Source organism: Pseudomonas sp. m6p, assembly GCF_055760375.1.
Window position 1 is genome coordinate 3887992 of the sequence record NZ_CM147084.1, and the last position, 24583, is coordinate 3912574.

The window sequence follows — 24583 nt, forward strand, 5'->3', positions numbered from 1 at the left end:
ATTGTCAGGAACGCTTTGTGAAAATTTCGTGCAGCGCATATCTGGAAACACAATATAACGACAAAACAAAACGCCCCGATTCGGTCGGGGCGTTTTGCTGTCAGCGCGAAAAATTACTTCTCGGCGCGTTCTTTCAGGGCTTTAAGGGTGTTGAACGGCGCATCAACCACAAACTTGTTGGCAACCATGGCCGGTACGCTGCCGCCTGGCTCAGTGTGCACTTGATAGGTCACTTCGACCTGATCACCTTTCGGCACGAACTTCCAGAAGCCTTTGACCTGAGTGACGCGCACAAAGCCTTTCTCTTCGGGAATGTACTTCGGCAAGCCTTCGAGGTTGCGGGTCAGGCTGCCATCGGCACCCTCCACGGTGGTGATGTGCAGCACCGAATCACGCGAAGTGACTGGCCACGGCGTGTTGAACTGCGTATAGGTCCAACTCTGATCGCCCTCGTGCTTGAGCAGCTTCTGGGCCTTGCACTCGTAGATCCACGCACAGGCTCCGGACACGTCTTCCTGCAAGGCACGCAGTTTGGCCACCGTGGTCTTCATCAGAGTCACGCCCTGATAGGACTTGTAATCCGAGCCCGGTACTTCAGCCAGCGAGACCTTGATCCCGTCCTGTTCCTTTGCGACCTTCCAGTCCTCGGCCTGAGCCACCGAAGTAGCCAGCACAGCGGTCAAACCACACAACACAGCGATACGATGCAGCGAACCCATAGTCTTATTCCTTATTGTTGAAGTTCCGTTCGTTTGACACATCACGCCGCCGTCATCTGCTCCCACCAGCCGATCAGTTTGATCGCTTCCTCGGAGCTGCTGCCGCAGACTTCGACATCGGCGGCAAATCCTGAACAAACCGCCGGACGCTCCGGCTGGCCGAAAATGCTGCACAGGTTTTCGACCGAGAGTTGCACGCAACGTTCGCCGGCAGGTTTGCCGTTGGGCATGCCTGGAATGGCAGAACTGATGGAGGGGGCAATACAGCAAGCGCCACAGCCTTCACGGCATTTCATGACGAGCAAGTCCTCGCGACGGGCAATGTGTTAATGAGACACGGACAGAGTAACCGCTAAAACGGTTGTTTCAAATTCCCTGCACCGGGGTTTTTACCGATAACTGAATGTGACTGACCAGTCTCCGACAAAGCGTCTGGTTCGCGGGTCACGGATCGATTGAATTTATTGCTTGAACTCGAAATCCAGTGCTGCGCCTTCGATATCACGGCGCTCATCGTTGCGCAGCTGCAACTGCATTTCGTTGCTGAGCAGGCGACCATTGAGCTGGAAGCCGCTGTTTTTCTCGCCGAACATCTGCGGCAGGATCGCCTCATGCTTGGGCAGCGATACAGTACCGGCGGGTTTTAGTTGCTGGACCATGTCCTTGGGCAGGCTCAGATCCAGCTTGGCCGGCGGCAATCTGGTTTTCACCACCTCACTGGCCGGTTTCGACTTGGACGCGACCGGGGGCCGTTTCTTCACCGCGGCGGCTTTCTTCTGTGGGGCTTTTTTAGCCGCAGCTTTGTTATCCGCAACGGCTTTTTTGCTCGCCGCCGGTTTGTTTGCCGGCGCGGACGTTGCGGGCTTTTCCTGAACGGCAGCTGCCATGACACCGGGCGCATGGCCCATCATCAACACACCAAGCAATATCCAGGCAGCAGGCAAAATCGCTTTCATGAACCCTACAACACTAACGGCAGAGGGCCATATGCTCGCCTGTTGGGCGTCACAAGACAAGCACGACGCGCCCCTCGTTCAGAAACCGCCAGCCGTTTCCTGGCACAGTTGAGTCGCCAGCAGACCGAGGGTCATCAGCGCCCTTTCCGCCTCGCGATTCCACGGTGTGCCGCAGTTCAGGCGGATGCAGTGATTGAACTGCTCGGTATTACTGAAGATCAGCCCCGGTGCAATGCTGATGCCCTGCTGCAATGCGCGGACATGCAATTCCTGGGTATTGACCCTGCCCGGCAGACTCACCCAGAGGATGAAACCGCCCGTGGGCCGGGTCATCTGTGTACCTTCGGGAAAGTACTGCTGCACCGCCAACTGGAACGCGCTGAGATTTTTCCGGTATTCCTGGCGGATGTACCGTAAATGCCGGTCATAACCGCCATTTTCCAGATAAGCGGCAATCGCCATCTGCGTCACGCTGCACGCCGAATGCGTGGTGAAGGTCTGCAGACGCTGGATTTCCTGCTGATACTTGCCGGCTATCATCCAGCCGACGCGCACGCCCGGCGACAATGTTTTGGAAAAGCTCGAGCAGTAAATCACCCGATCCAGTCGATCGTAAGCCTTGAGGGCTTTGGTGCGGCCCTGTTCGAACATCAACTCACCATAGATATCGTCTTCGACGATCTGGATATCGAAGTCCGAAGCCAGACGCAGCAGTTGTTTCTGCCGTTCTTCCGGCATGGTGCCGCCCAGCGGATTGCTCAGGCGCGTGGTCAGAACCAAAGCCTTGATCGACCATTGGTTGGCCGCCAGTTGCAAGGCTTCGAGGCTCATGCCGGTGGCCGGATCGCTGGGAATCTCGATCACTTTCAGGCCCAACAGATCGGCCAGTTGCAGCAAACCGTAATAGGTCGGCGATTCGGCAGCGATCAGATCGCCCGGACGGGTCAGCACCCGCAACGACATCTGCAGCGCATCGACACAGCCGTGGGTAATGACCACTTCCGACGGATCGACCACCACCCCGGCGTCGCGCATGCGGATCGCCACTTGCCGGCGCAACGGTTCGAAACCCGGGCTGAACATGTAGCTGAAGGCGCGTGGGCTGTGGAATCGGGTGACCTTGGCCAGTTGCTGATGCAGTGCGCGAACCGGGAGGTAATCGACACTCGGCACCGCAGCGCCTAACGGGAAAACCCCCTCGCGGCGAGACTCGACCAACACTTGCTGAATGATACTGGCGCGGGTGACCAGGCCTGGGCGCTCGACCCGGGCGATGTCCGGGGTCGGCGCCGTCAGTGCCGGGGTCTGGTGCACGTAGTAACCGGATTGCGGCCGTGCGCGGATCAGGCCCTGATCTTCGAGATTGGCATACGCCTGCAACACCGTCGCATGGCTGACATTGAGCTGCGAACTCATCTTGCGCACCGACGGCACGCGTTCTCCGGGCTGATAGACACCGCGCCGGATGTCTTCCGCCAATTGTTGAGCAATACGTTGGTAGAGCAAGAGGTTGGTCATGACGCAGCACTCGATTTCACGGGCATTTTATTCTTGTGTGAAACAATACCGGAACAGTTTAGAAGTGTACTGGGACAGTTGCCACCATAGTCGACCGTACAGTGCAGTGTCAGCCAAAACTGTACGGATTTGCGTGCTATTCGACAGTCGTAAAAAAGCCCGGCGCTGCATGACAGGCCGGGCTTTCCAGAGACGCAACCCTCAACGGGCGGCGCCGAGCTGGCCTTTTTCGTCGGAGAAGACAATTTCCACCCGACGGTTCTGTGCCCGACCGCGCTCGGAAGCGTTGGCGTCCACCGGGTATTCGTCACCGTAACCTTCGACCTGAATCCGCTTGTCCTCAATCCCCAGGTCCATCAACACATCGGCTACTGCTTGCGCGCGATCACGCGACAGCTTGAGGTTTTCCTGTTTGCCACCGGTGCTGTCGGTGTAACCCTCGATCCGCACCACACGTTTCGGGTTGAGTTGCAGGAACTGCACAATCTTCAACACCACGCGATTGGCCGAGTTCTTCAGCTCCGCCTCGCCAGTGTCGAACAGTACATCGCCGAGGGTCATCACCAGACCGCGATCGGTCTGCGTAGTGGCCAACGCCACGATCTGTTCCTCAAGCCATTTACCCTGCTGCTGCACGCTCAGCAGTTTGGACTCGCGCAGGGCCAGCTGCAGACGCTGACGCTCCAGTTCAAGCTTCGCCGCGCGCTCTTCGTTGAGCACCAGATTGGTGTGTTCGCGAGCGATTTCGCTGTAGCGCTGACTCAAGTAGGCGTAATGCACCACGTCCGCGCCACTGCCCCAATAGGTGGACAGGCGATCGGCGCGGGCCAGCGACTCACCGGCGCGGATCACATCCTTTGGCGCGATACGCAGCACATTGGAATCTTCCTTGACCTTCTGAAAGTCGCTGCCAGCCTGTTGCAGTGCGGTTTCGCCGTGTTGACCGGCGCAGCCATAGAGGCTTGCGCAACCGGCCAGAATCATCCCGCCGAGGATTTTGGACTTGAGGCTCATTGGGCATCTCCCAGTTGCTTGCGCAGACGGATGATGCGGGTGTTGAGCACGTTGAGTTGCTCTTCGCTTTTTTGCGTCAGCACTTTGGCTTCGGCCAGACGCGCATCCAGCTCGGCCTGTTCGGCGCGCATGCGGGCGTTCTTGAAAGACTCGTCGGTCATGTTGCCCTTGGCCCGGTTGAACTTGTCTTCGGCCAGTTTCATTTCCGGCATTTCATCGGCGGTCGCACCGACGGCCTTGGCCTGGGTGATGGCCTGCTCGGTCAGGCGCATTTGCTCATGGGGTGCCGGATCGTTGGCGCAGCCGGCCAGGGCCAGAACGGCCATGGCCGCGAAAAGAGGTCGAATACTCACTAAGAATCCCTACTGTTTTGGGGCACTGACAGGTGGCTGCGGTTGTTGCTGCTGGGCCTTCCAGCGCTCGATATTGCGTTGCAGCGCGGCCTCGGTCAGTCCGGACGCGGGCAATTCTGTCATCTTTTTAGCGAGCTGTCCGCGCAACCACGGATCGTTGCAGGCCGAGTTATGCGAAACCGCGAGGAACAATCCTGGTCGGTCAATCGGCTGTTCGAACGCCAGCAGATCATTGGCCATGCCTAATGCCTGCGCGGCAGCCATGCCCGAATAGCGCCCAGCGAGTACATATTCCACTTCGCCCAGCAGAAGTTTCTGAAAGGCCTGAGTGAGGTTTGCCGTCCGGGTCAGGGTCAGATTCTGCTCGGCGAAAGTGCCAAAAGCCTGGGTCATTCGAGACTTTTCCGACAACCCGCCAGCGTGCCCGCGCAGGTCTTTTGCTTCGCTGTAGGCGAGCGTCGAGCCTTTGCGCGTCCACACCAGGTAGTCGTTTTCGAGCAACGGCGGATAGACGTAGTCGAGATTCTCCAGCTCATTGAACATCAGCGGCGTGTCCGCCAGCATGTCCATGCGCCCGCTGCGCACTTCGTCGAGGGCCTGCGCGCGTTTGCCGGCGTAGAGCAGCTCGACCTTGATCCCCAGATCCTTGGCCACTTGCTGCAACAGGTCGGCACTGGCGCCGATCAGATGTTTGGGATTCTGCGGGTCCTGCCACAAGTACGGCGGCGCGTCCGGACTGCCGGTAACGACGAGGCGCTCGCATTTGCCGGCAGCCGCAGCCATCCCCGGCAACAGGATCAATCCCAATAACAACCTGCGGCGCAGATCCATGGCAAACGCTCCCACTCAAATTCGAGACAAAAAAAAGCCCGACCAGAAGGCCGGGCTCTTTATAAGTGAAGCCGCCGGATTAGACCAGCTTCTCCAGCTCAGGGACTGCTTCGAACAGATCCGCCACCAGACCGTAATCGGCCACCTGGAAGATCGGCGCTTCTTCGTCCTTGTTGATCGCAACGATCACTTTGGAGTCTTTCATGCCGGCCAGGTGCTGGATCGCGCCGGAGATACCGACGGCGATGTACAGCTGCGGCGCAACGATCTTGCCGGTCTGACCGACCTGCATGTCGTTCGGTACGAAACCTGCGTCGACCGCGGCGCGGGAAGCACCGACGGCGGCGCCCAGCTTGTCGGCCAGGGCGTAAAGGTGTTTGAAGTTGTCGCCGTTCTGCATGCCGCGACCGCCGGAAACGACGATCTTGGCGGCGGTCAGCTCAGGACGATCCGACTTGGCCAGTTCTTCGCTGACGAAGCTGGAAGTGCCGGCGTCGTGCGCAGCAGCAACGGCTTCAACAGCCGCCGAACCACCTTCAGCAGCAACCGGGTCGAAACCGGTGGCACGCACGGTGATCACTTTGATCGCAGCGGTCGATTGCACGGTAGCGATGGCGTTACCGGCGTAGATCGGACGCTTGAAGGTGTCGGCGCTTTCTACCGAGATGATCTCGGAGATCTGGTCAACGTCCAGTGCAGCGGCAACACGCGGCAGGATGTTTTTGCCGTTGGACGTGGCGGCAGCCAGGATGTGGCTGTAACCAGCGCCCAGCTCGGCTACCAGCGGAGCAACGTTTTCCGGCAACTGATGCGCGTAAGCGGCATTGTCAGCACTCAGGACTTTGCTCACGCCTGCGATTTTCGCCGCAGCTTCGGCCACGGCGCCAGCGCCCTGACCTGCAACCAGTACGTGAATGTCGCCGCCGATTTTGGCAGCAGCAGCCACGGTGTTCAGCGTGGCCGGGGCCAGCACTTTGTTGTCGTGTTCAGCGATTACCAAGATAGTCATTTTTAGATTACCTTCGCTTCGTTTTTCAGTTTCTCGACCAGTTCAGCCACCGACTTGACCTTGATACCCGCGCTGCGTGCAGCCGGCGCTTCGACTTTCAGGGTCTTGTTGGTGGAGGCGGTGGAAACGCCCAAAGCGTCCGGAGTCAGCACTTCGAGAGGCTTCTTCTTGGCTTTCATGATGTTTGGCAGGGACGCGTAGCGCGGCTCGTTCAAACGCAGGTCGGTGGTGACGATGGCCGGCAGTTTCAGGGAAACGGTCTGCGCGCCGCCGTCGATTTCGCGGGTCACGGCAACGCTGTCGCCGGAGACTTCGACTTTCGAAGCGAAAGTGCCCTGACCGTAGCCGCTCAGTGCAGCGAGCATCTGGCCGGTCTGGTTGTTGTCGCTGTCGATCGCCTGTTTGCCCAGGATCACCAACTGAGGCTGTTCCTTGTCGACCACAGCCTTGAGCAGCTTGGCCACAGCCAGCGAAGTCAGGTCTTCAGCGGATTCGACGAGGATGGCACGGTCGGCACCCAGAGCCAGTGCGGTACGCAGCTGTTCCTGAGCGGTGGACGGGCCGATGGAGACGACGACGATTTCAGTCGCAACACCTTTCTCTTTCAGGCGTACGGCTTCTTCCACTGCGATTTCGCAGAACGGGTTCATCGACATCTTGACGTTGGCGAGGTCTACGCCGGAATTGTCCGCCTTGACGCGAACCTTGACGTTGTAATCCACAACGCGTTTGACAGCTACAAGAACCTTCATGGATTCCTCGTTACTCTCCGGTGAAAAGAAAGTCGCCTAGGCGAACCTGGCGGTTGATGCTCATCGGGCACAAGGGCACCTCTAAAAACGCTGGCTGGGGGCGATGACCGTTCGTCAGTGGTGACCAACGGGTCATTGAATCGCACGGTGTGTAAACTGCGCGCCGGAGTTGCGCTGCGCATCACCTTGAACTGCCTGTGCCCTGTCTTTAGAGGTGCTCTTGAAACCGCCAGTCTGCCTACGGCGAGCGCAAAACCGCCCGTATCTTGACCGGAACGCCTATTCCGGTCAATACGGCAAAATGGCCGTTCATAAGCCGCGCTTCTTTGATTTCTCTGGGCTGGAGCCGATTCAAACAAACGTTTGTATTGGACGCTCGGAGTGGTGTAGATATAATGCGCCGCCTAGAGAGAAAGGTGGTTTGCCCATTATTACCCTTGACGTTAACGTAAAGGCAATAACGGATGCGACACCGAACCTCCAAATTAGAAAAAAAACTGTTGAGCCTTGAGTAGGAGATAGCCTGTGGAACGCGAATACATGGAATTCGACGTGGTCATCGTCGGTGCCGGCCCCGCTGGCCTGTCCGCCGCCTGCCGTCTGAAGCAGAAGGCCGCCGAAGCCGGTAAGGAAATCAGCGTCTGCGTGGTCGAAAAAGGCTCCGAAGTCGGCGCACACATCCTGTCCGGTGCCGTGTTCGAACCACGCGCTCTGAACGAACTGTTCCCGGACTGGAAAGAACTCGGCGCCCCGCTGAACACGCCGGTCACCCGCGATGACATTTTCGTGCTGAAAAACGCCGACAGCGCGCAGAAAATCCCTGACTTCTTTGTGCCCAAGACCATGCACAACGAAGGCAACTACATTATTTCTTTGGGCAACCTGTGCCGCTGGCTGGCCCAGCAGGCCGAGAACCTGGGCGTGGAAATCTACCCGGGCTTCGCCGCTCAGGAAGCCTTGATCGACGAAAACGGCATCGTGCGCGGGATCATCACCGGTGATCTGGGCGTCGACCGTGAAGGCAACCCGAAAGAAGGCCTGTACACCCCGGGTATGGAACTGCGTGGCAAGTACACGCTGTTCGCCGAGGGCTGCCGTGGCCACATCGGCAAGCAACTGATCAAGCGCTACAACCTCGACAGCGAGGCCGACGCCCAACACTACGGCATCGGCCTGAAAGAAATCTGGGAAATCGACCCGGCCAAACACCAGCCAGGCCTGGTGGTGCACACCGCCGGTTGGCCGCTGGACATCATGGGCACCGAAAACACCGGCGGCTCGTTCCTCTATCACCTGGAAAACAACCAGGTTGTGGTCGGTCTGATCGTTGACCTGTCTTACAGCAACACTTACCTGTCGCCGTTCGACGAGTTCCAGCGCCTCAAGCATCACCCGGTGCTGGCGCAGTACCTGGAAGGCGGCAAACGCGTCAGCTACGGCGCCCGCGCCATCTGCAAAGGTGGCCTGAACTCGCTGCCGAAAATGGTCTTCAAGGGCGGCGCGCTGATCGGTTGCGACCTCGGCACCCTGAACTTCGCCAAGATCAAAGGCAGCCACACCGCGATGAAGTCCGGCATGCTCGCCGCGGAATCGGTGGCCGACGCCCTGTTCGCCGAGAAGGATGGCACCGAAGAGCTGACCACTTACGTCGACGCGTTCAAGAAGAGCTGGCTCTACGACGAACTGTTTGCCAGCCGCAACTTCGGCCCGGCGATCCACAAGTTCGGCGCGATTGTCGGCGGTGGCTTCAACTGGCTGGACCAGAATATCTTCGGCGGCAAACTGCCGTTCACCCTGCACGACACCAAACCGGACTACGCCTGTCTGAAGCTCGCGGCCGACTGTAAGAAGATCGACTATCCGAAGCCGGACGGCAAACTCAGCTTCGACAAACTGAGCTCGGTGTTCATCTCCGGTACCAACCACGAAGAAGAACAGCCGTGCCACCTGAAGCTGACCGACCCGAGCATTCCGCTGAGCCGCAACCTGCCGATGTACGACGAACCGGCACAGCGCTACTGCCCGGCCGGTGTATATGAAGTGATCACCAAGGAAGACGGTGAAAAGCGCTTCCAGATCAACGCCCAGAACTGCGTGCACTGCAAGACCTGTGACATCAAGGACCCTTCGCAGAACATCACCTGGGTCACGCCGGAAGGCGCTGGCGGCCCGACTTACCCGAACATGTAAGTCGCATCGCTGAACAACGAGGCTCCCGAAATGGGGGCCTTTTTGTTGCCCAAAATTTAATGCATCACATCATCCCCTGTGGGAGCTGGCTTGCCAGCGATGGGGCCGTGTCAGTCGACATCTTGGCAGCCTGGATCACCGCCTTCGCTGGCAAGTCAGCTCCCACAGGGTCACGCAAACTCTCAGGCCACGCGTTCCTCGCCCGGACTGCGCTCGAAGTAGCGCTTGTATTCGCGACTGAACTGCGACGTGCTCTGATACCCCACCCGATGCGCCACCTGCGCCACGCCCAGCCCTTCGGCGACCAGCAAGGTCTGCGCCTTGAGCAAGCGCAGGCGCTTGAGATACTGCACCGGCGACAACAGCGTGCTGCGCTTGAAGTGCTCGTGAAAAGACGACAAGCTCATGTTCGCGCAACTGGCCAACGTCTCGACATTCAGCGGCTCGGTGTAATGCGCATGCAGATGGCTGATCGACGCCGCGACCCGGGCGAACTGCCCCTGCTGTTCGACCAGTGCGCGCAACACATCGGCCTGCGGCCCGCGCAACGCAGTGAACAACAATTCGCGGACCCGCGCCGGTCCGAGAATCTGCCGCTCCAGCGGATCGTGCAGGCAACGCAGCAAGCGTTCGACACAGCCACGCATGTCATCGTCGAGCACCACCGAGGTCATCGACTCCGGTGTCTGCGCCGGAATGTGCCGCCCCGGCGCCAGCCCCATGGCCAGCACCAGTTCGCCGAGCAACACCCGGTCGATGGCCACCGATACACCCAGCAACGGCGCATCCGGCAAGGCAAAGGTTTCACACTCGAACGGCACCGGCAGCGCCTGAATCAGGTAGTGCCCGGCGCCATATTCCATGGTGCGCGGGCCGAGGAACGCCAGTTTGCTGCCTTGGGCGATGATCATCAGGCTCGGCTCGTAAATGTGCGGGCCACGCGCCACGTCGCAACTGGCGCGCAACACCTGCACACCGGGTAACCCGGTCTGGCTGTAACCGTCGCAAAGCGCCAGCGGCTCGATCAGCGAAACCAGCGTGGCATTGGCATCAAGGTGGCGAGTCAACTGCATCGGAGGGGTCTTCAAAAAAGTCACGGAAAAAGGCATGCAAGCATCATCGCAGATCCTTTTGCCAATGCGCTTGCCCAGACCTGCATGCCGGAGGATTAGGCATGAGACCCGGAGGAATCGTCATGGCCGCAGCGGCAGTCGGCGCCCAAAATGCGCCACCTCACCTGTCACTGCTTCTGCGAGGTTTCTCATGTACACCGCTATCGGTTATGCGGCTCAATCGGCCACCACTCCCCTCGCCCCGATGAAATTCGAACGCCGCAGCCCGCGCGCCGACGACGTGGCGATCGAGATCCTGTACTGCGGCGTCTGCCACTCCGACATCCACCAGGCGCGCAACGAATGGGGCATCGCCGTGTATCCGTTGATGCCCGGCCATGAAATCGTCGGCAAAGTCACTGCCATCGGTGCCAACGTCACTCAACATAAAGTCGGCGATCTGGTCGGTGTCGGCTGCATGGTCGACTCTTGCCGCACCTGCGCCGCCTGCCAGCAGAACCTCGAGCAATACTGCCTCGAAGGCCCGACCATGACTTACGCCACCCCGGACCGGGTCGACGGCAGCAACACCATGGGCGGTTATTCGGACAGCATCGTGGTCAGCGAGCACTTCGTGGTGCGCATTCCGGAAAAGCTGGATCTGGCCAGCGCCGCGCCGATCCTCTGCGCCGGCATCACCACCTACTCACCGCTCAAGCACTACGGGGTCAAGGCCGGCGACAAGGTCGGGATTCTCGGCATGGGCGGCCTCGGCCACATGGGCATCAAGTTCGCCAAGGCCATGGGTGCGGAAGTCACGCTGTTCACCCGTTCGGCGAGCAAGGCCGAAGAAGGCCGTCGTCAGGGCGCCGATCATGTGATCGTCTCCACCGATGCCGAGCAAATGGCCGCCGCTGCGGGCCGTTTCGACTTCCTGCTGGACACCATTCCGGTGCAGCACGACCTCAACCCGTACCTGCAAACCCTGCGCTTTGATGGCGTGCACATTCTGGTCGGCCTGATCGAACCGATCGATCCGCCCGTGCACGCCGCCAATCTGGTGCTGGGCCGTCGCGTACTGGCCGGCTCGTTGATCGGCGGCATCGCCGAAACCCAGGAAGTGCTGGATTTCTGCGCCGAGCACAACATCACCTGCGACATCGAAATGCTCGACATCCGCCAGATCAACGAAGCTTACGCGCGGATGATTGCCGGTGACGTGAAGTACCGCTTCGTGATCGACATGGCGACCTTGAAGCTTTAAACCTTCAAGCCAAGCTCCGCCGAGAGCCGGGCTGTGACCCCTTTGATCAGGGGGATCAGCTCGGCCATTTTTTCCAGCGGCATGTACGGCACGGTGCTGGCGATGCTGATCGCCGCGACAATGCGCTTGCTCGCATCGCGAATCGGCGCCGCCACGCAGCGGATCGACGGTTCGTTGTCCTCCAGATCGAAGGCGTAGCCGCCGGCCACGTACTCGGTCATGCGCTGCTCGAGCTGTTCCCACGATTGCTGGGGATGCTGCGGCCAGAACTGACTTTTCCCACCCGCCGGCAGGCTGATGTCGTACAGCCGCTGCCAATCCTGCGGCGCATCATCGAGCATCAACGCCTTGCCGATCCCGGTGCGCGCCAACGGCATGCGGTGGCCGACCCGCGAGCGCATTTCCGGGCCGTTACGCCCCGGATTCTTCAGCAGATACAAGACCTCGTCGCCTTCGCGAATGCCCAGGTGCACGGTGTCGCCGGTCAGCGCCGACAACTCGTCCAGATACGGCCCGGCCAGACTCACCAGCGGCAACTCTTCACGCGCCTGAAACCCCAGCTCGATCAGCTTCGGCCCCAGCAGATAGCCGATTTGCGGCACTACGCGCAAATAGCGCTCGTCCACCAGGCAACTGGCCAGACGATGGGTGGTGCTGCGCGTGGTGCCGATCAGCCGGGCAATCTCTTTCAAATCGCGGGCGCCACTGGCCACCGCGTGCACCACGCCCAGGCCGCGAAGCAGCGTCTGGGTGCCGGTGGGGGCGGCGTCCTTGGTTTTTTCCGGGGCGTCTTCCTGCATATCCAGCCTTTACCGTTGAGCGAGGGAACGGGCGGCATTATGGTCGCCCGACGCAGACGACTACAACTCGATACGCTCGACCTTGCCCACCAGCAGCACGTAGGACAATGCACCGATAAGCGCCAGAACCGCGATGTAAGTAATCGCCGGGGCGAACGAATCACCGCTGGCGAGGAAACCGATGACAATCGGCGTGGCAATTGCCGACAGGTTGCCGATGAAGTTGAACACCCCGCCGGTCAGCCCCAGCAACCGCGCCGGAGCGAGGGTCGAGACCAGCGACCAGGTGATCGATGCCAATCCGTTACCGAAAAACGCCAGCGCCAGGAAGGCAATCACCAGCGGTGTCGATTCAACGAAGTTGGCACCGATGATCGAGGTGGAAATCAGCAGCCCGCCAATGATCGGCAACTTGCGCGCGAAGCCCACGCTGCAGCCACGGCGGATCAGCAGGTCGGAAAAGAATCCCGAGCACAGCACGCCCACAAACGCCGCGAGAAACGGCAGCGAGGCCAACAGGCCGGACTTGATGAAGTCCATGCCGCGATATTTCACCAGATAGGTCGGGAACCACGTCAGGAAGAACCACAGCGTCGAGTTCAGACAGAACTGGCCGAGGTAGATGCCCCACAACTTGCGTTTGCTCAGGACGATGCCGAGATCGGTCCAGCTGAATGAGGCCTTGGTTGCTTGCGCTTGAATGTCTACCAGTCCGCCACCCTCGCGGATCAGGTCGATCTCCGCGTTGTTGGCGCCCTTGAAATCTCGCGGTTCGCGATACACCGCGTACCAGATCGCCGCCCAGATGATGCCCGCCGCACCGGTCGCGACAAACACCATGTGCCAACCGAATTCATGTTGCAGCCAGGCCAGTACCGGGGTCAGAAACGCCAGGCCGACAAACTGCCCGGAGGTGTAGAAACCAATCGCCGTGGCCCGCTCGCGCTCGGGAAACCAGGTGGTGACCACGCGGCTGTTGATCGGATAGGCCGGGGCTTCCAGCGCGCCGACCGCCATGCGCAATACGAACAGCGCGATGAAACTCGCGGCAAAACCGAGCAGCACCGTGGCCAGCGACCACAGCAGCAGCGCGACACTGTAGAGGATGCGCGGCGGCACCCGATCCACCAGCCAGCCGCCGGGAATCTGCATCGCGGCGTAGGTCCAGCCGAATGCGGAGAAAATCAGCCCGACGTGAACCGGGTCGATGCCCAGTTCGCTGGTCAGCGCAGGCGCGGCAATCGACAGGTTGCTGCGGTCGAGGTAGTTGATGACCACGGTGATGAACAACAGCACCATGATGAAAAATCGCTTGCGGCTGGGCGTGACTAAAGACGCCTGCCCGGTGAGGGTTTGCGTTGGCATGGGGGGTGCCTCTTCTTATGATTATTTGAGGTCATTGACGCCATCTCCCATCCATGGAGATCAACACTGTGGGAGCGAGCCTGCTCGCGAAAGCGTCGGGTCCGTCACATCGATGTCGGATGTGACATAGCATTCGCGAGCAGGCTCGCTCCCACAGGGGGACACAGGTGATTCAGGGAATCACCACTCGGCAAAACTGCCGTCGGCATGGCGCCAGATCGGGTTGCGCCAGCGGTGGCCGACGGCAGCGCGCTCGATCACGTATTCCTCGTTGATCTCGATACCCAGCCCCGGCCCGTTCGGAATCTTCACGAAGCCCTGGTCGTAGTCGAACACCCGCGGATCCTTCACGTAGTCGAGCAAATCGTTGCTCTCGTTGTAATGGATGCCCAGGCTCTGCTCCTGAATGAACGCGTTGTAGCAAGCCGCATCCAGTTGCAGGCACGCCGCCAGCGCAATCGGCCCCAGCGGGCAATGCAGCGCCAGCGCCACGTCGTAGGCTTCGGCCATGTTGGCGATCTTGCGGGTTTCGGTGATACCACCGGCATGCGAGGCATCCGGCTGGATGATGTCGACGTAACCTTCGCTCAACACCCGTTTGAAATCCCAGCGCGAGAACAGCCGCTCGCCCAGGGCTATCGGTGTGCTGGTCAACGGCGCCAGCTCCTTCAGCGCTTCGTAGTTTTCGCTGAGCACCGGCTCTTCGATGAACATCAGCTTGTACGGGTCGAGCTCCTTCATCAGCACCTTGGCCATCGGCTTGTGCACCCGACCGTGGAAGTCGACGCCGATACCGACGTTCGGCCCGACCGCATCGCGCACGGCGGCAACGTTGGCCAGGGCCAGATCGACTTTCTCGAAGGAGTCGAGGAACTGCAGTTCTTCGGTGCCGTTCATTTTCACCGCGGTAAAACCACGGCTCACCGCCTCTTTCGCGGCGCGTGCGGTGTCGGCCGGACGATCGCCGCCGATCCACGAATACACGCGGATCTTGTCGCGCACCTGACCGCCCAGCAGATCGCTGACCGACACACCGAGGGCCTTGCCCTTGATGTCCCACAGCGCCTGATCGATACCGGCCAGCGCACTCATATGAATCGCACCGCCACGGTAGAAGCCGCCGCGATACAGCACGGTCCAGATGTCCTCGATGTTGCGTGGGTCTTTGCCGATCAGGTAGTCGGACAACTCTTCAACGGCAGCGGCGACAGTGTGGGCGCGGCCCTCGACCACAGGCTCGCCCCAACCGGTCACGCCCTCATCAGTTTCGACCTTGAGGAAGCACCAGCGCGGCGGGACGATGAAGGTGGTGAGTTTGGTGATTTTCATCTGCTTGTCTCTCTTGTTAGATGCAGCGCACGCAGCGCCGGATAAATCTCAGCGAAGGGCCTTCCAGGCAGCCACGTAGGCCTTGGCATTGGCCGCCACTTGCTCAACCGTCATGCCCGGTTTGAACAGTCCGGAACCGAGGCCGAAACCTTTCACGCCGGCGTCGATGAACGCTTGCATGTTGTCCGGGGTGATCCCGCCGACCGGCGCCAGCACCGTTCCGGAAGGCAGCACCGCGAGCCACGCCTTGACCACCGCCGGGCCCATCTGCTCGGCCGGGAACAGCTTGAGAATGTCCGCGCCCTCCTCCAGTGCCGCGAAGGCTTCGGTCGGCGTGGCGACACCCGGCGACAGGTACAGCCCCGCCACTTTCGCCGCACGCAGCACTTTGGCGTCGCTGTGCGGCATGACAATCACTTGGCCGCCCGCCTCTTTCACCCGCTCGACCTGCTCCGGGGTCAACACCGTGCCGGCACCGATCAGGCAATCGGCGGGCAAGGTCTGACGCAAGATGCGGATACTTTCGTACGGCGACGGGGAATTGAGCGGTACTTCGATGACGCGAAATCCGGCGGCATACAGGACTTCTCCGACAGCAGCGGCTTCCTGCGGATGCAGGCCACGCAGGATTGCGATCAGACCGTTTTGTGCCAATGCTTGCTTGAGCATGTCAGGCCTCCAGTCAGGGTTAACGGGATGAGGAATCGAGCAGTCCGGCGGCCAGCGCCAGTTGCCACAGGCCACGCTCGGTGGCCTGCTCGGCCAGCGTGACGCGAGCGAAACCGCAAGCCTCGAGGGCACGGCCGTAACGGGCGCAGAGTTGCGCGTTGCCAATAAGGATGATTGCAGGCAGATGCACGCTGTGGCGCCGACGCCGCTGCACGGCGGCAAGCGCCGCCAGTTCATGGCCGATCATCAGCCCGGACAGGTAATCCGCTTGCGCCGTCGGGGCCAGTTCGCCGGTCAGGCCCAAGGTGCGTGCACTGAATAATGTGGAGAGCACGCCCAGTTCGCCGTCCGCCGACAGCGCCACTTGCACGCCACGGTCAAACGCCAGCCCATCGAACGCTGCACCCTGTTGCTGGGTACGCCCGAGAATGCTGTGTTCACTGAGCACGGCGAACACTTCGCCGGTCATGAACGTATCGAAATGCGTGATGCAGCCGTCGATCACTTCCACCCACTTGGAATGGCTGCCCGGCAGACCGATCAACAGATCGCCGCCCGCCTCGGCCGGCAGGTTCTGCAGTACGCCGAGGACTTGGGTTTCTTCACCGCGCATGACATTGGGCAGACGAGAGCGCTGGATCACGCCCGGCACGATATGCACCCGTGTGCCGCGCAGGCTGACCAGCGTTTGTAGGGAGTTTCCGAGATTGGCGACGTTTGCCGGCGTTTCGCAGTAGGCCGCTTCGCGCCAGCCCTGGGCGCTGCCGACCATACCGCAGGCGATCACCGGCAGATCCGGCTGCGCATCAAGCCAGTCGCCACACGCCTCTTCGAAGGCCAATTCAAAACCGTCGGAGCATTCACCACCGTTGATGACTCGAGGCGTCTTCGGTAACTGCATGATTCCGGACGACAGCGCACGCTGCTCCAGCACCACTGCGCCCGCCGCGAGTTTGTAAGCACGTAATGAGGTCGTCCCCCAATCGAGCGCGATCAATTGCGCCTGCATCGCATCACCTGTTTTGTTTTTGGCAGTGAGTGCGACGGACTATAAACCTTGGCGCAGATAAATCTCAATATATAAATATCATTCCCACATTATGGGACTTACAAGTGTAACAAGCGTTTCTCTGCCAAATCTTTAAAATGCCGGCCGCGTCCATGCGACGACCGCTCTCGATATGTTCAGGGAAGAAAAAATGAAAACCGCTTTAACGGCGTTACTGCTCTGTGGCGCACTCTGCTTCGCGGCGATTGCCAGCGCCTTGCCCGCTATCAAGGAGGGTGATATCTGGGCTTACAACACCCGGCCGGGTGAAGAAGCCTCGACCTTGACCATCCTCAAAATCGAAGGTTATCCGCATTACGGCACCGTCGTGCATATCCGCGTTGATGGCATTCGGATGATCAACCCGGTCACCGGAGGCGAGTTCACCGCAATGCCCCACCTGCCTTTCCAGGCCGAGGCTTTGCAGCGCAGCCTGACTCGGCGCGTGGGAGAAACGGCGCAGATTCCGGATTTCAGCCAGGGCTACACCTACTGGAAAGCGGCCTTCGATGAAGAGAAGGCCGGGGCTTTCAAGATTTCCGTGCGAAAGACACTTGATGGGTTGCTCAGCGGCAATTGGGAAATGACTGATGATGACACCGCCAAAACCACATCGACGCCCTGACGATCATCCCTCGGCAAACTCCCGCAACACCTTGCCATCCATGCGATAGCGCACCCACTCTTCCTGCGGCTGCGCACCAAGGGATTTGTAGAATTCGATGGCCGGGGTGTTCCAGTCCAGCACGCTCCATTCGAAGCGCCCGCAGTCGTTGTCGCAGGCGATTTTCGCCAGATGCCGCAACAGGGTTTTGCCGGCCCCGCCGCCGCGTTGTTCGGGGGTGATGTAGAGGTCTTCGAGGTACAGGCAATTGCTGCCGAGCCACGTCGAATAGCTGAAGAAGAACACCGCAAAACCGATCGGCACACCGTCACGCAGGCAGATCAGACCATGGGCCGTGGCGCCTTCACTGAACAGGCTGCGCTCGATATCGGTGACGCTGGCGATCACTTCGTGGCGGGCCTTTTCGAAATCTGCCAGTTCGGTGATGAAGGCGAGGATTTGCGGCGCATCGCTGGGGGTCGCCGGGCGGATTTCGATCGTCATGAACGGGCCTTGTCGGAAAAGGGAAAGCGCCATACTAAAGCCGTGGGCGGCGCTCGTCACATTCCATACCTGGTAGAGAACCTTGTGGTGAGGGGATTTATCCCCTCACCACAGAAGTATCATGGGCTTCAAAATTCAGGTAAGTCTGCAAGGATGTTCATGAACGCCACTGCTTTTGCGCCGCTCACCTCACTCTCCGCCGAGTTGCTGCCCCACGCTCTGGAGACCTCCGACGACGGTGCCCACGACCTCGCTCACTTGCAACGGGTCTGGCACACCGTGCGCACCTTGCAGGCCGAGGAAGGCGGCGACTTCGAAGTATTGCTCGCCGCCGTGCTGCTGCACGACTGCGTAGCTGTCGAAAAGAACTCGCCGCTGCGCTCGCAGGCCTCGCGCCTTGCCGCTGACAAAGCCGCCAACGTGTTGGCCGATCTGGATTGGCCCGAAAGCAAAATCGCCGCCGTCAGCCACGCCATCGAAGCCCACAGTTTTTCCGCCAACATCACCCCGCTGACCCTCGAAGCGAAACTGGTCCAGGACGCCGATCGGCTCGACTCGCTGGGCATGCTCGGCGTTGCCCGCACCTTCTACGTCGCCGGGCGCATGGGCAGTGCGTTGTATGACCCGCTGGACCCTGAAGCCAAGGAGCGCGACTACGACGACACACGCTTCTGCCTCGACCACTTTCAGACCAAGCTGCTGCACCTGGCCGACGGTTTCCAGACTGCCGCCGGGCAGCGTCTGGCGCAGATCCGCCATCAGCGTCTGAAGGGTTTCATGGAGCAGTTCAAGGAAGAGATCGGCATTGATGCCGCACTTCGCCAATAGACCGTTCGTCGATCATCAGGCACCAATCCGATTCAGGGGCAGACCAAACACAGGTAAGGATTCCAATCACTGGAGAAGCCCTATGATCCCGTCAAGGTTGACTGCCCTCGTTTTCGCCGCCCTGCTGAGCCCTGCGGTTTTCGCCGCTTCTACCACTGCAGCGGGCACCGGTCCCACCGATCCGGTTCCATCACCGCGCGCCCCGGCCATTAACAGTGCCCCAGGCATGAACACCGATGGCTCCGGGGTTCCGTTGATCAACCAGCCACCTGCCACGGGCACCGACCCACGCACCCAAGGCAGTGACCCCGGCCGCCAGGGTGGCATGAACACCCCCGACTCCCCCGCAACACCCGATAACGCCGGCCCCGGCATCGGCTCGAAAACCACTACCGGTGGCTCGGGTTCCGAAGGCAGCGGGCAGTAGTTCGCCGACGCGAGCGTCCTATTCACATCCATGAAGAGGTAACCATGAACGTCGATAAAAACCTGGAAAAAGAAGTCCTTACCCGCCTGCTGCACGCCCATCCGAGTGGATTGGGCAAAGAGGTGCTGGACAACTATCGCGGTGAGAAAGTCGTGGCCAGCGCCCTCGCCGCCCTGCAGGATCGCGGACTGATTCACCATGGTCATGTGACCTGCAATGAAGCCGGCGAACACTCGTTGAATCTGCCGATCAAGCTCAGTGCCGCGGGCGTTGAAGCGGCGAGAAAGCTGGATGTCTAGAAGCGGTGGTTGTGTGAACACATGATCATGCAGGAGCTGCCGCTGGCTGCTCCTACATATGAAACCCATCTACTGGTGCAAGGAGAAATCCCATGCCTCGTGGAAGCAAAGACAAATACACCGCCGAACAGAAGCGCAAGGCCGAACACATCGAAGACAGCTATGAGAAAAAAGGCTTGTCGAAGGATGCAGCCGAAGCGCGGGCCTGGGCGACGGTCAACAAACAGTCGGGCGGCGGCGAAAAGGCTGGCGGCTCCGGACGCAGAAAACCGGCGAGTGCCAAGTCCGAAGATCGCAAAGAATCATCGCGGCGAGCGGTGGCCAGTCGCGAGGGACATGCGCGCGACAGCAAGGCGTCGCGCGAGACGCAGACTGTGGACAGTCTGAGGAAAGAGGCGCGGGCGAAGAATATCGCCGGGCGCTCTTCGATGCGCAAGGATGAGTTGATTGCGGCGTTGCGCAAAGCGGGCTGATATGTGTTGTGAGGCTGAAGGCCTTATCGCTGGCAAGCCAGCTCCCACAGTGACTCCGGGGTACACAAATTTGCGTTTCACCCTGTAAACCTGTGGGAGCTGGCTTGCCAGCGAAAGCGTCAGTTCAGTCGCCGCAGGACTCGCGGATAAACCCATCCACTTCAGCCGCCCCCGGCGCTGTCGCCGGCCCCCATCGCGTGACTGCCAAAGCCGCTGCCGCATTCGCCCGCCGCGCCGCCTCATGCGCATCCAAGCCCTGCGCCAACCCGGCGACAAACACCCCGGCATGCGCATCCCCCGCACCGTTGCTGTCCACGGCTTTCACGGCGAACCCCGGCACATGCCGACGTTCACCGGCCTGCTGAATCCAGCAACCCTGCGGCCCGTCGCGTACCACCAACAGCACGTCTTGCGGTAAGTGTTCGGCGAGTCGGTCCAGTGCCGCGCCAATGTCCGCAGCTCCGGTGAAGCGCAACGCCTCGACGCCGTTGCTGGTCCACACATCGATGCGCGGCAGCAGCGCTTGCATCAACGCCGAGTCCGGCGACTCGACCAGCGGGCCCGGATCGAACAACACGTTGATCGCGTCCGGCAGCGCCAGCGTCCAGTCCAGCAAAGCTTGCGCCTTGCCTGCATGCAGCAGGCTGTAGCCGCTCACATAAACGTAATCGCCCGCCTCGGCGGCCACGCTGTTCAAATCCTCCTCGGTCACCTCACCTTCAGCGCCGATGTAGGAAATGAAACTGCGCTCGGCCGACGCATCGGTCAGCGCCACGCAAATCCCGGTGTCGCGTTGCGCAGGCGTCGGGATGCCGATATGAATGCCTTCATCCTTCATCGCCTGACGCGCCAGATCACCGAAACGCCCACTGCCGTGGCGACCGAGATAAACCACCGGCAAACCATTGCGCACGGCAGCGGCCATCACGTTGAAACCGCCGCCGGCCTCGAACGCGGCAGACTGCGCCAGCACATCGCCGCCGATTTGCGGCAACCGATCCACGGCCATGACCAGGTCGATGATGACCTGGCCGGTGTGCAACATCTTAGGCATGAGCATTCTCGACTTGCGCGGCGCGGCGGTCTTTCGCCCCGCCGAGGACGAAGTAAATGCCACCGGCCACCACGAAGGTCACGATCCAGCCCAGACCGTTGTGCCCCAGCCACGAGTCGGACAAAAAGCCCTTGAACCAGACGTTCTCGGCGGTGGTGCCGATGGTGGTGAAACTGAAGCCGAGCACGATGGCAATCGCCCAGGCGCCGAACGCACGCCACTCGATGCCGCCGCTGTACCAGTAGGCGCTGCTCGGGCTGACGTCGAGCAGGTCTTTCGGGCTGTAGTAGTGACGGTGAATCAGGTCGACCACGAAGATCCCGACCCACGCGGTGATCGGCACCGCCAGCAGGGAAATGAAGGTGATGAACGGGCCGTAGAAGCTGTCGGCGATCAGCATGAAGTAGATCGAACCGGCGAAGATCGCCACGATGTCGACCACCACTGCGTAGACGCGTTTGACCTTGAGACCCAAAGTCAGCGTGGTCAAACCGGCGGAGTACACCGACAGGTTGTTCGACAGCAGCAGGCCGCCGAATGCGGTGATCAGGTACGGCACAGCCATCCACGTTGGCAGCATGTCGCGGATCGCCACGATCGGGTCAGTCGCCGATGCCAGATCGTTGTTGCCCACCGACAGCAGGCCGCCGAGGGTGATCAGCAGCACCAGCGGAATCCCCGCACCGAACGCCGCCGAGGCGACCAGCCGTACAGCCTTGACGCTGCGGTGCTGATAGCGCGACATGTCCGCACCGGCGTTAGCCCAGCCGATCCCGGTGCCGGCGGCCATGGTGCCGATGCCGATGATCATCGCGCTCAGCGGCGCTGGCGTGGCGTTGAACACCGCGCTCCAGTCGATGGTCGCGCAGAGGAAGCCGCCGACCAGAATGTTCAGCGCGCCGAACACGTAGGTCGCCCACTTCTGGATCACCAGCAAGGTGGCGTGACCGAGGCCGGAAACCGACAGGGTCAGCAACACGAAAATGGCGATGAAGAGCAGGGTCAGCACGGGCGCGCTTTTCGCTTCAACCGGTGAGCCGAACAGGATCGAGCACAGCGACAGCAACACGAATGCGGCGGTGGTGGTGTTGACGGTTTCCCAGCCCAGCCGCGACATCAGCGAGACCAGGGTCGGGCCGATGTTACCGCGCACGCCGAAGATTGCCCGCGACAGGGTCAGGCTCGGCGCGCGGCCGCGGCGGCCGGCAATCGAGATGATTCCCACCACCGCAAACGAACCGGCTGCGCCGACAATCGCGACAATGATCGCCTGCCAGATTGCCAGCCCGCGAAACGCCACCAGCGTAGCGCCCAGCGGCAGTCCGAGAATGGAAATGTTGGCCGCAAACCAGACCCAGAACAGTTGCAGCGGATGGCCGTTGCACTCGGCTTCCGGCACCGGCTCGATCCCCCGGGTTTCCAGCTGCCCGGCGCTTGGCCCGACGTTTGATGAACTCATGAACAGTGCTCCTGTTTGCCTTTATTGTGGTTGTGGCAATGACGCAAAATTTATTGCTCTTGTGGCGAGGGAGCTTGCTCCCGCTCGGCTGCGCAGCAGTCGTAATCCAGACAATGAGGTATGTCTGACACAGGGTGCCGGCAGGGTTTGGGGCCGCTTCGCAGCCCAGCGGGAGCAAGCTCCCTCGCCACAGTTATATGCTCAACGCAAGGCCAACAGCCCCTGCACCAACGGCTCAAGCTCCAGATGATTGACCGCCTTGACCGTGGCAATCATCGGCGCCGGCCAGCTCTCAAGGCCCAGGCAGGCCCCGAGCATGGCGCCGAGAATCGCCGCGATGGTGTCGGTGTCACCGCCCAGGCTGGCAGCCATGCACAACGCTTCGAACGCGCTCATCTCGCCGATCGCCACTTGCTGCGCCAGGGCAAACGAGACCACCACCGATTCCTGCGAGGCCACTGACGTGCCGATCACGTCGTACAGCAGATCCGCCAGCAGCGCCTTGTCGCTGTCGACGCTGATGCTGCGCGCCCAACTGATGCGCGAAGCGATGCGCCCGCCAGCGACCCAGTGCCCATGTGCCTCGGCCTGTTGCGCAATCTGCTGGCCAAGGTTCAATGCCTCGCCCAGATCCATGCCGTTGATCCCGGCCGAAACCACCGCCGCCACCGCCGCCGCGCTGGAAATCCCCAGCGTGGTGTTGTGGGTGACCTGACAGGCCTGCACCACGGCCGCAATGAAACGCTCGGGATCGGCGACGTTTGCGGCGATGCCAACCGGGGTGATGCGCATCGCCGCGCCATTGGTGGTGCCGTAACGCCCGGCCTCCTCCGGCGAATGCCCGGCGAGGATCATTTCAATGGCACGTTTGGTCGATGGGCCGAGCAGATCCTGCGAACCCTTGGCTTGCATCTCGGCTTCCCATTCGATCAGCCTTTGGGCGAGCACAGCCGGTTCGATGCGACCCTTGCCTTCGACCAGCAACTGACCGACCAGAATCGCCTGTTCGGTGTCGTCGGTGATTGAGCCTTTGGGCATGTTGGCGGCAATCGGTTGCAGGGGACCGGCGTCCTGCAGATCGGTGATCCGGCCAAAGCGGGTCTTGATCGTTTCGCGGTTCAGCGATTGCGTCGGCATGCCCAGCGCATCACCGAGGGCCAGGCCGTAAAACGCACCGAGGGCACGGTTGAGCGCGGTCATTTCGATTCTCCAAATTGCAGGTGCAGGCGGAAATGCACCGGGTCGAGCAGGCTTTCGACCTGTTCCATGAAACGGTTCTGTCGGTCGTAGGTGGTGCGCAGGGCCTTGAGGAACACGGTCCCAGTCGGGCGCCCGAGCAGTTCGGCGTCCTCGGCATTCAGCGGTTCGGCGCCGATCCATTGATCGCCGCGTTCGCCGATGTAGCCGTAGGCCGCGAGGGTAATGGTCAACGAGTTGTCGATCAGACCGACGCGCGGCAGGCTTTCCAGGCCGCCGGTGGCTGGCATCAAAGAGCGTTCGAGGGACACCAGGGTGCCGTCGTTGGAGCGGCGGCGGCGGTCGAGGGTGATGAATTGGTCGGTGCCGAACCGCGAGAGCAGATCAGGCCGCGTCACCGCTTCCAGGCGCAGCACTTCAGTGTTGATCAGCGCCCCGCTGTCGGCCAGCGCCTGCGCCCAGCCGCTGCGCTGATCGAGCGCTACACCGTCGAACGTGACAATGGAGCCGACCCCGCTTTGCGTGGCGATGTAATTGCGCCGCTTCAGTTCGGCCAGCGCCTCGCGCAACGTGCCACGGCTGACGTTGAATTCCTGAGCCAACTGATGCTCGCCGGGCAATAGAAAGCCGTCCTCCATGAGGCCGCTTTCGATGCGCCGGACGAGTTCGTCGACCACCCGTTGTTTCTTGTCAAATCGTACCTGTCTAATCATGTACAAAGTGATACCCGAAACGGGCGCGAGCGGGCAAGAAGTTTTTAGCGGTTCGGACAGAAGGAATGCATACCTGTGGCGAGGGAGCTTGCTCCCGCTGGGCTGCAGAGCGGCCCCAAATCCGGTGACAGCGGTGAGTCTGACACACCGCACTGT

The 24583-nt window shown here is 60.8% G+C and carries 27 protein-coding genes; 7 read left to right on the plus strand and 20 right to left on the minus strand.

Annotated features, from left to right (window positions below):
- Window positions 1-113: 113 nt before the first annotated feature.
- The 9 genes from ACYZUM_RS17570 to ACYZUM_RS17610 form a co-directional block, all read right to left on the minus strand.
- Complete coding sequence (locus ACYZUM_RS17570) at window positions 114-719, minus strand: START domain-containing protein (RefSeq protein WP_222018662.1); 606 nt, start codon at window positions 717-719, stop codon at window positions 114-116.
- A gap of 41 nt (window positions 720-760) precedes the next feature.
- Window positions 761-1015, minus strand: a complete 255-nt coding sequence (locus ACYZUM_RS17575) for a YkgJ family cysteine cluster protein (RefSeq protein ID WP_041069283.1) — start codon at window positions 1013-1015, stop codon at window positions 761-763.
- Between the two features lie 165 nt (window positions 1016-1180).
- Complete coding sequence (locus ACYZUM_RS17580) at window positions 1181-1675, minus strand: hypothetical protein (RefSeq protein WP_041069280.1); 495 nt, start codon at window positions 1673-1675, stop codon at window positions 1181-1183.
- 78 nt (window positions 1676-1753) lie between these two features.
- Entirely contained in the window at window positions 1754-3193 is a 1440-nt protein-coding gene (locus tag ACYZUM_RS17585) for an aminotransferase-like domain-containing protein (RefSeq protein WP_003226969.1), read from the minus strand.
- 201 nt (window positions 3194-3394) lie between these two features.
- Complete coding sequence (locus ACYZUM_RS17590; RefSeq protein ID WP_108183461.1) at window positions 3395-4207, minus strand: OmpA family protein; 813 nt, start codon at window positions 4205-4207, stop codon at window positions 3395-3397.
- Window positions 4204-4560, minus strand: a complete 357-nt coding sequence (locus ACYZUM_RS17595) for a DUF4398 domain-containing protein (protein ID WP_047295606.1) — start codon at window positions 4558-4560, stop codon at window positions 4204-4206. The genes ACYZUM_RS17590 and ACYZUM_RS17595 overlap by 4 nt, the downstream gene beginning before the upstream one ends.
- Window positions 4561-4569: 9 nt before the next feature.
- Complete coding sequence (locus ACYZUM_RS17600) at window positions 4570-5391, minus strand: substrate-binding periplasmic protein (RefSeq protein WP_473060933.1); 822 nt, start codon at window positions 5389-5391, stop codon at window positions 4570-4572.
- 79 nt (window positions 5392-5470) lie between these two features.
- Window positions 5471-6400 carry an electron transfer flavoprotein subunit alpha/FixB family protein gene (locus ACYZUM_RS17605; RefSeq protein WP_473060934.1) on the minus strand — a complete coding sequence of 310 codons (930 nt, stop codon included), beginning with the start codon at window positions 6398-6400 and terminating at the stop codon, window positions 5471-5473.
- A gap of 2 nt (window positions 6401-6402) precedes the next feature.
- Window positions 6403-7152 (minus strand): electron transfer flavoprotein subunit beta/FixA family protein, encoded by a 750-nt coding sequence (locus ACYZUM_RS17610; protein ID WP_003226982.1) that lies wholly within the window; start codon window positions 7150-7152, stop codon window positions 6403-6405.
- Window positions 7153-7677: 525 nt separating this feature from the next.
- Here ACYZUM_RS17610 and ACYZUM_RS17615 point away from each other — a divergent pair.
- Window positions 7678-9342: an electron transfer flavoprotein-ubiquinone oxidoreductase gene (locus tag ACYZUM_RS17615; RefSeq protein WP_473060935.1), complete on the plus strand. Its 1665-nt coding sequence runs from the start codon at window positions 7678-7680 to the stop codon at window positions 9340-9342.
- 182 nt (window positions 9343-9524) lie between these two features.
- On the opposite strand, the gene ACYZUM_RS17620 is transcribed toward ACYZUM_RS17615, so the two are convergent.
- Entirely contained in the window at window positions 9525-10415 is an 891-nt protein-coding gene (locus tag ACYZUM_RS17620; RefSeq protein WP_473060936.1) for an AraC family transcriptional regulator, read from the minus strand.
- 190 nt (window positions 10416-10605) lie between these two features.
- On the opposite strand from ACYZUM_RS17620, the gene ACYZUM_RS17625 reads away from it, so the two are divergent.
- On the plus strand, window positions 10606-11658 hold the full coding sequence (locus ACYZUM_RS17625; RefSeq protein WP_041069261.1) for an NAD(P)-dependent alcohol dehydrogenase: 1053 nt from the start codon (window positions 10606-10608) through the stop codon (window positions 11656-11658).
- On the opposite strand, the gene ACYZUM_RS17630 is transcribed toward ACYZUM_RS17625, so the two are convergent.
- The 5 genes from ACYZUM_RS17630 to ACYZUM_RS17650 form a co-directional block, all read right to left on the minus strand.
- A complete protein-coding gene (locus ACYZUM_RS17630; RefSeq protein WP_041069258.1) occupies window positions 11655-12458 on the minus strand; it encodes an IclR family transcriptional regulator in 804 nt (267 codons plus the stop codon). The two genes, ACYZUM_RS17625 and ACYZUM_RS17630, sit on opposite strands and share 4 nt — an antisense overlap.
- Before the next feature lie 60 nt (window positions 12459-12518).
- Window positions 12519-13823, minus strand: a complete 1305-nt coding sequence (locus ACYZUM_RS17635; RefSeq protein WP_473060937.1) for an MFS transporter — start codon at window positions 13821-13823, stop codon at window positions 12519-12521.
- A 180-nt stretch (window positions 13824-14003) separates the two neighbouring features.
- Window positions 14004-15152: a galactonate dehydratase gene (gene dgoD, locus ACYZUM_RS17640; protein WP_007961968.1), complete on the minus strand. Its 1149-nt coding sequence runs from the start codon at window positions 15150-15152 to the stop codon at window positions 14004-14006.
- 48 nt (window positions 15153-15200) lie between these two features.
- Window positions 15201-15821: a 2-dehydro-3-deoxy-6-phosphogalactonate aldolase gene (locus ACYZUM_RS17645; RefSeq protein WP_473060938.1), complete on the minus strand. Its 621-nt coding sequence runs from the start codon at window positions 15819-15821 to the stop codon at window positions 15201-15203.
- Window positions 15822-15840: 19 nt separating this feature from the next.
- Window positions 15841-16830, minus strand: a complete 990-nt coding sequence (locus tag ACYZUM_RS17650; protein WP_473060939.1) for a 2-dehydro-3-deoxygalactonokinase — start codon at window positions 16828-16830, stop codon at window positions 15841-15843.
- Between the two features lie 190 nt (window positions 16831-17020).
- On the opposite strand from ACYZUM_RS17650, the gene ACYZUM_RS17655 reads away from it, so the two are divergent.
- Entirely contained in the window at window positions 17021-17494 is a 474-nt protein-coding gene (locus ACYZUM_RS17655; RefSeq protein WP_108183467.1) for a hypothetical protein, read from the plus strand.
- A gap of 3 nt (window positions 17495-17497) precedes the next feature.
- On the opposite strand, the gene ACYZUM_RS17660 is transcribed toward ACYZUM_RS17655, so the two are convergent.
- A complete protein-coding gene (locus ACYZUM_RS17660; protein WP_007961964.1) occupies window positions 17498-17977 on the minus strand; it encodes a GNAT family N-acetyltransferase in 480 nt (159 codons plus the stop codon).
- 159 nt (window positions 17978-18136) lie between these two features.
- On the opposite strand from ACYZUM_RS17660, the gene ACYZUM_RS17665 reads away from it, so the two are divergent.
- From ACYZUM_RS17665 to ACYZUM_RS17680, 4 genes are all read left to right on the plus strand, one after another.
- Window positions 18137-18805 carry an HD domain-containing protein gene (locus tag ACYZUM_RS17665; RefSeq protein ID WP_473060940.1) on the plus strand — a complete coding sequence of 223 codons (669 nt, stop codon included), beginning with the start codon at window positions 18137-18139 and terminating at the stop codon, window positions 18803-18805.
- Between the two features lie 82 nt (window positions 18806-18887).
- Window positions 18888-19232 (plus strand): hypothetical protein, encoded by a 345-nt coding sequence (locus tag ACYZUM_RS17670; RefSeq protein ID WP_047295624.1) that lies wholly within the window; start codon window positions 18888-18890, stop codon window positions 19230-19232.
- Window positions 19233-19276: 44 nt separating this feature from the next.
- The gene (locus ACYZUM_RS17675; RefSeq protein ID WP_007961959.1) at window positions 19277-19531 is read left to right on the plus strand and encodes a hypothetical protein; all 255 of its coding nucleotides are present in this window, start codon (window positions 19277-19279) and stop codon (window positions 19529-19531) included.
- A 92-nt stretch (window positions 19532-19623) separates the two neighbouring features.
- Window positions 19624-20004, plus strand: a complete 381-nt coding sequence (locus ACYZUM_RS17680) for a Rho termination factor N-terminal domain-containing protein (RefSeq protein ID WP_145594247.1) — start codon at window positions 19624-19626, stop codon at window positions 20002-20004.
- A 124-nt stretch (window positions 20005-20128) separates the two neighbouring features.
- Here ACYZUM_RS17680 and ACYZUM_RS17685 read toward each other — a convergent pair whose 3' ends face one another.
- The 4 genes from ACYZUM_RS17685 to ACYZUM_RS17700 all read right to left on the minus strand — a co-directional run bounded on the left by ACYZUM_RS17685 (window position 20129) and on the right by ACYZUM_RS17700 (window position 24427).
- Complete coding sequence (locus ACYZUM_RS17685) at window positions 20129-21058, minus strand: PfkB family carbohydrate kinase (RefSeq protein WP_222018657.1); 930 nt, start codon at window positions 21056-21058, stop codon at window positions 20129-20131.
- Window positions 21051-22517, minus strand: coding sequence for a purine-cytosine permease family protein (locus ACYZUM_RS17690; protein WP_473060941.1), 1467 nt, complete (start codon window positions 22515-22517; stop codon window positions 21051-21053). Before ACYZUM_RS17690 ends, ACYZUM_RS17685 begins: the two co-directional genes overlap by 8 nt.
- A 201-nt stretch (window positions 22518-22718) precedes the next feature.
- Complete coding sequence (locus tag ACYZUM_RS17695) at window positions 22719-23717, minus strand: ADP-ribosylglycohydrolase family protein (protein WP_473060942.1); 999 nt, start codon at window positions 23715-23717, stop codon at window positions 22719-22721.
- Window positions 23714-24427: a GntR family transcriptional regulator gene (locus ACYZUM_RS17700; protein WP_108183475.1), complete on the minus strand. Its 714-nt coding sequence runs from the start codon at window positions 24425-24427 to the stop codon at window positions 23714-23716. Before ACYZUM_RS17700 ends, ACYZUM_RS17695 begins: the two co-directional genes overlap by 4 nt.
- Window positions 24428-24583: the final 156 nt, after the last annotated feature.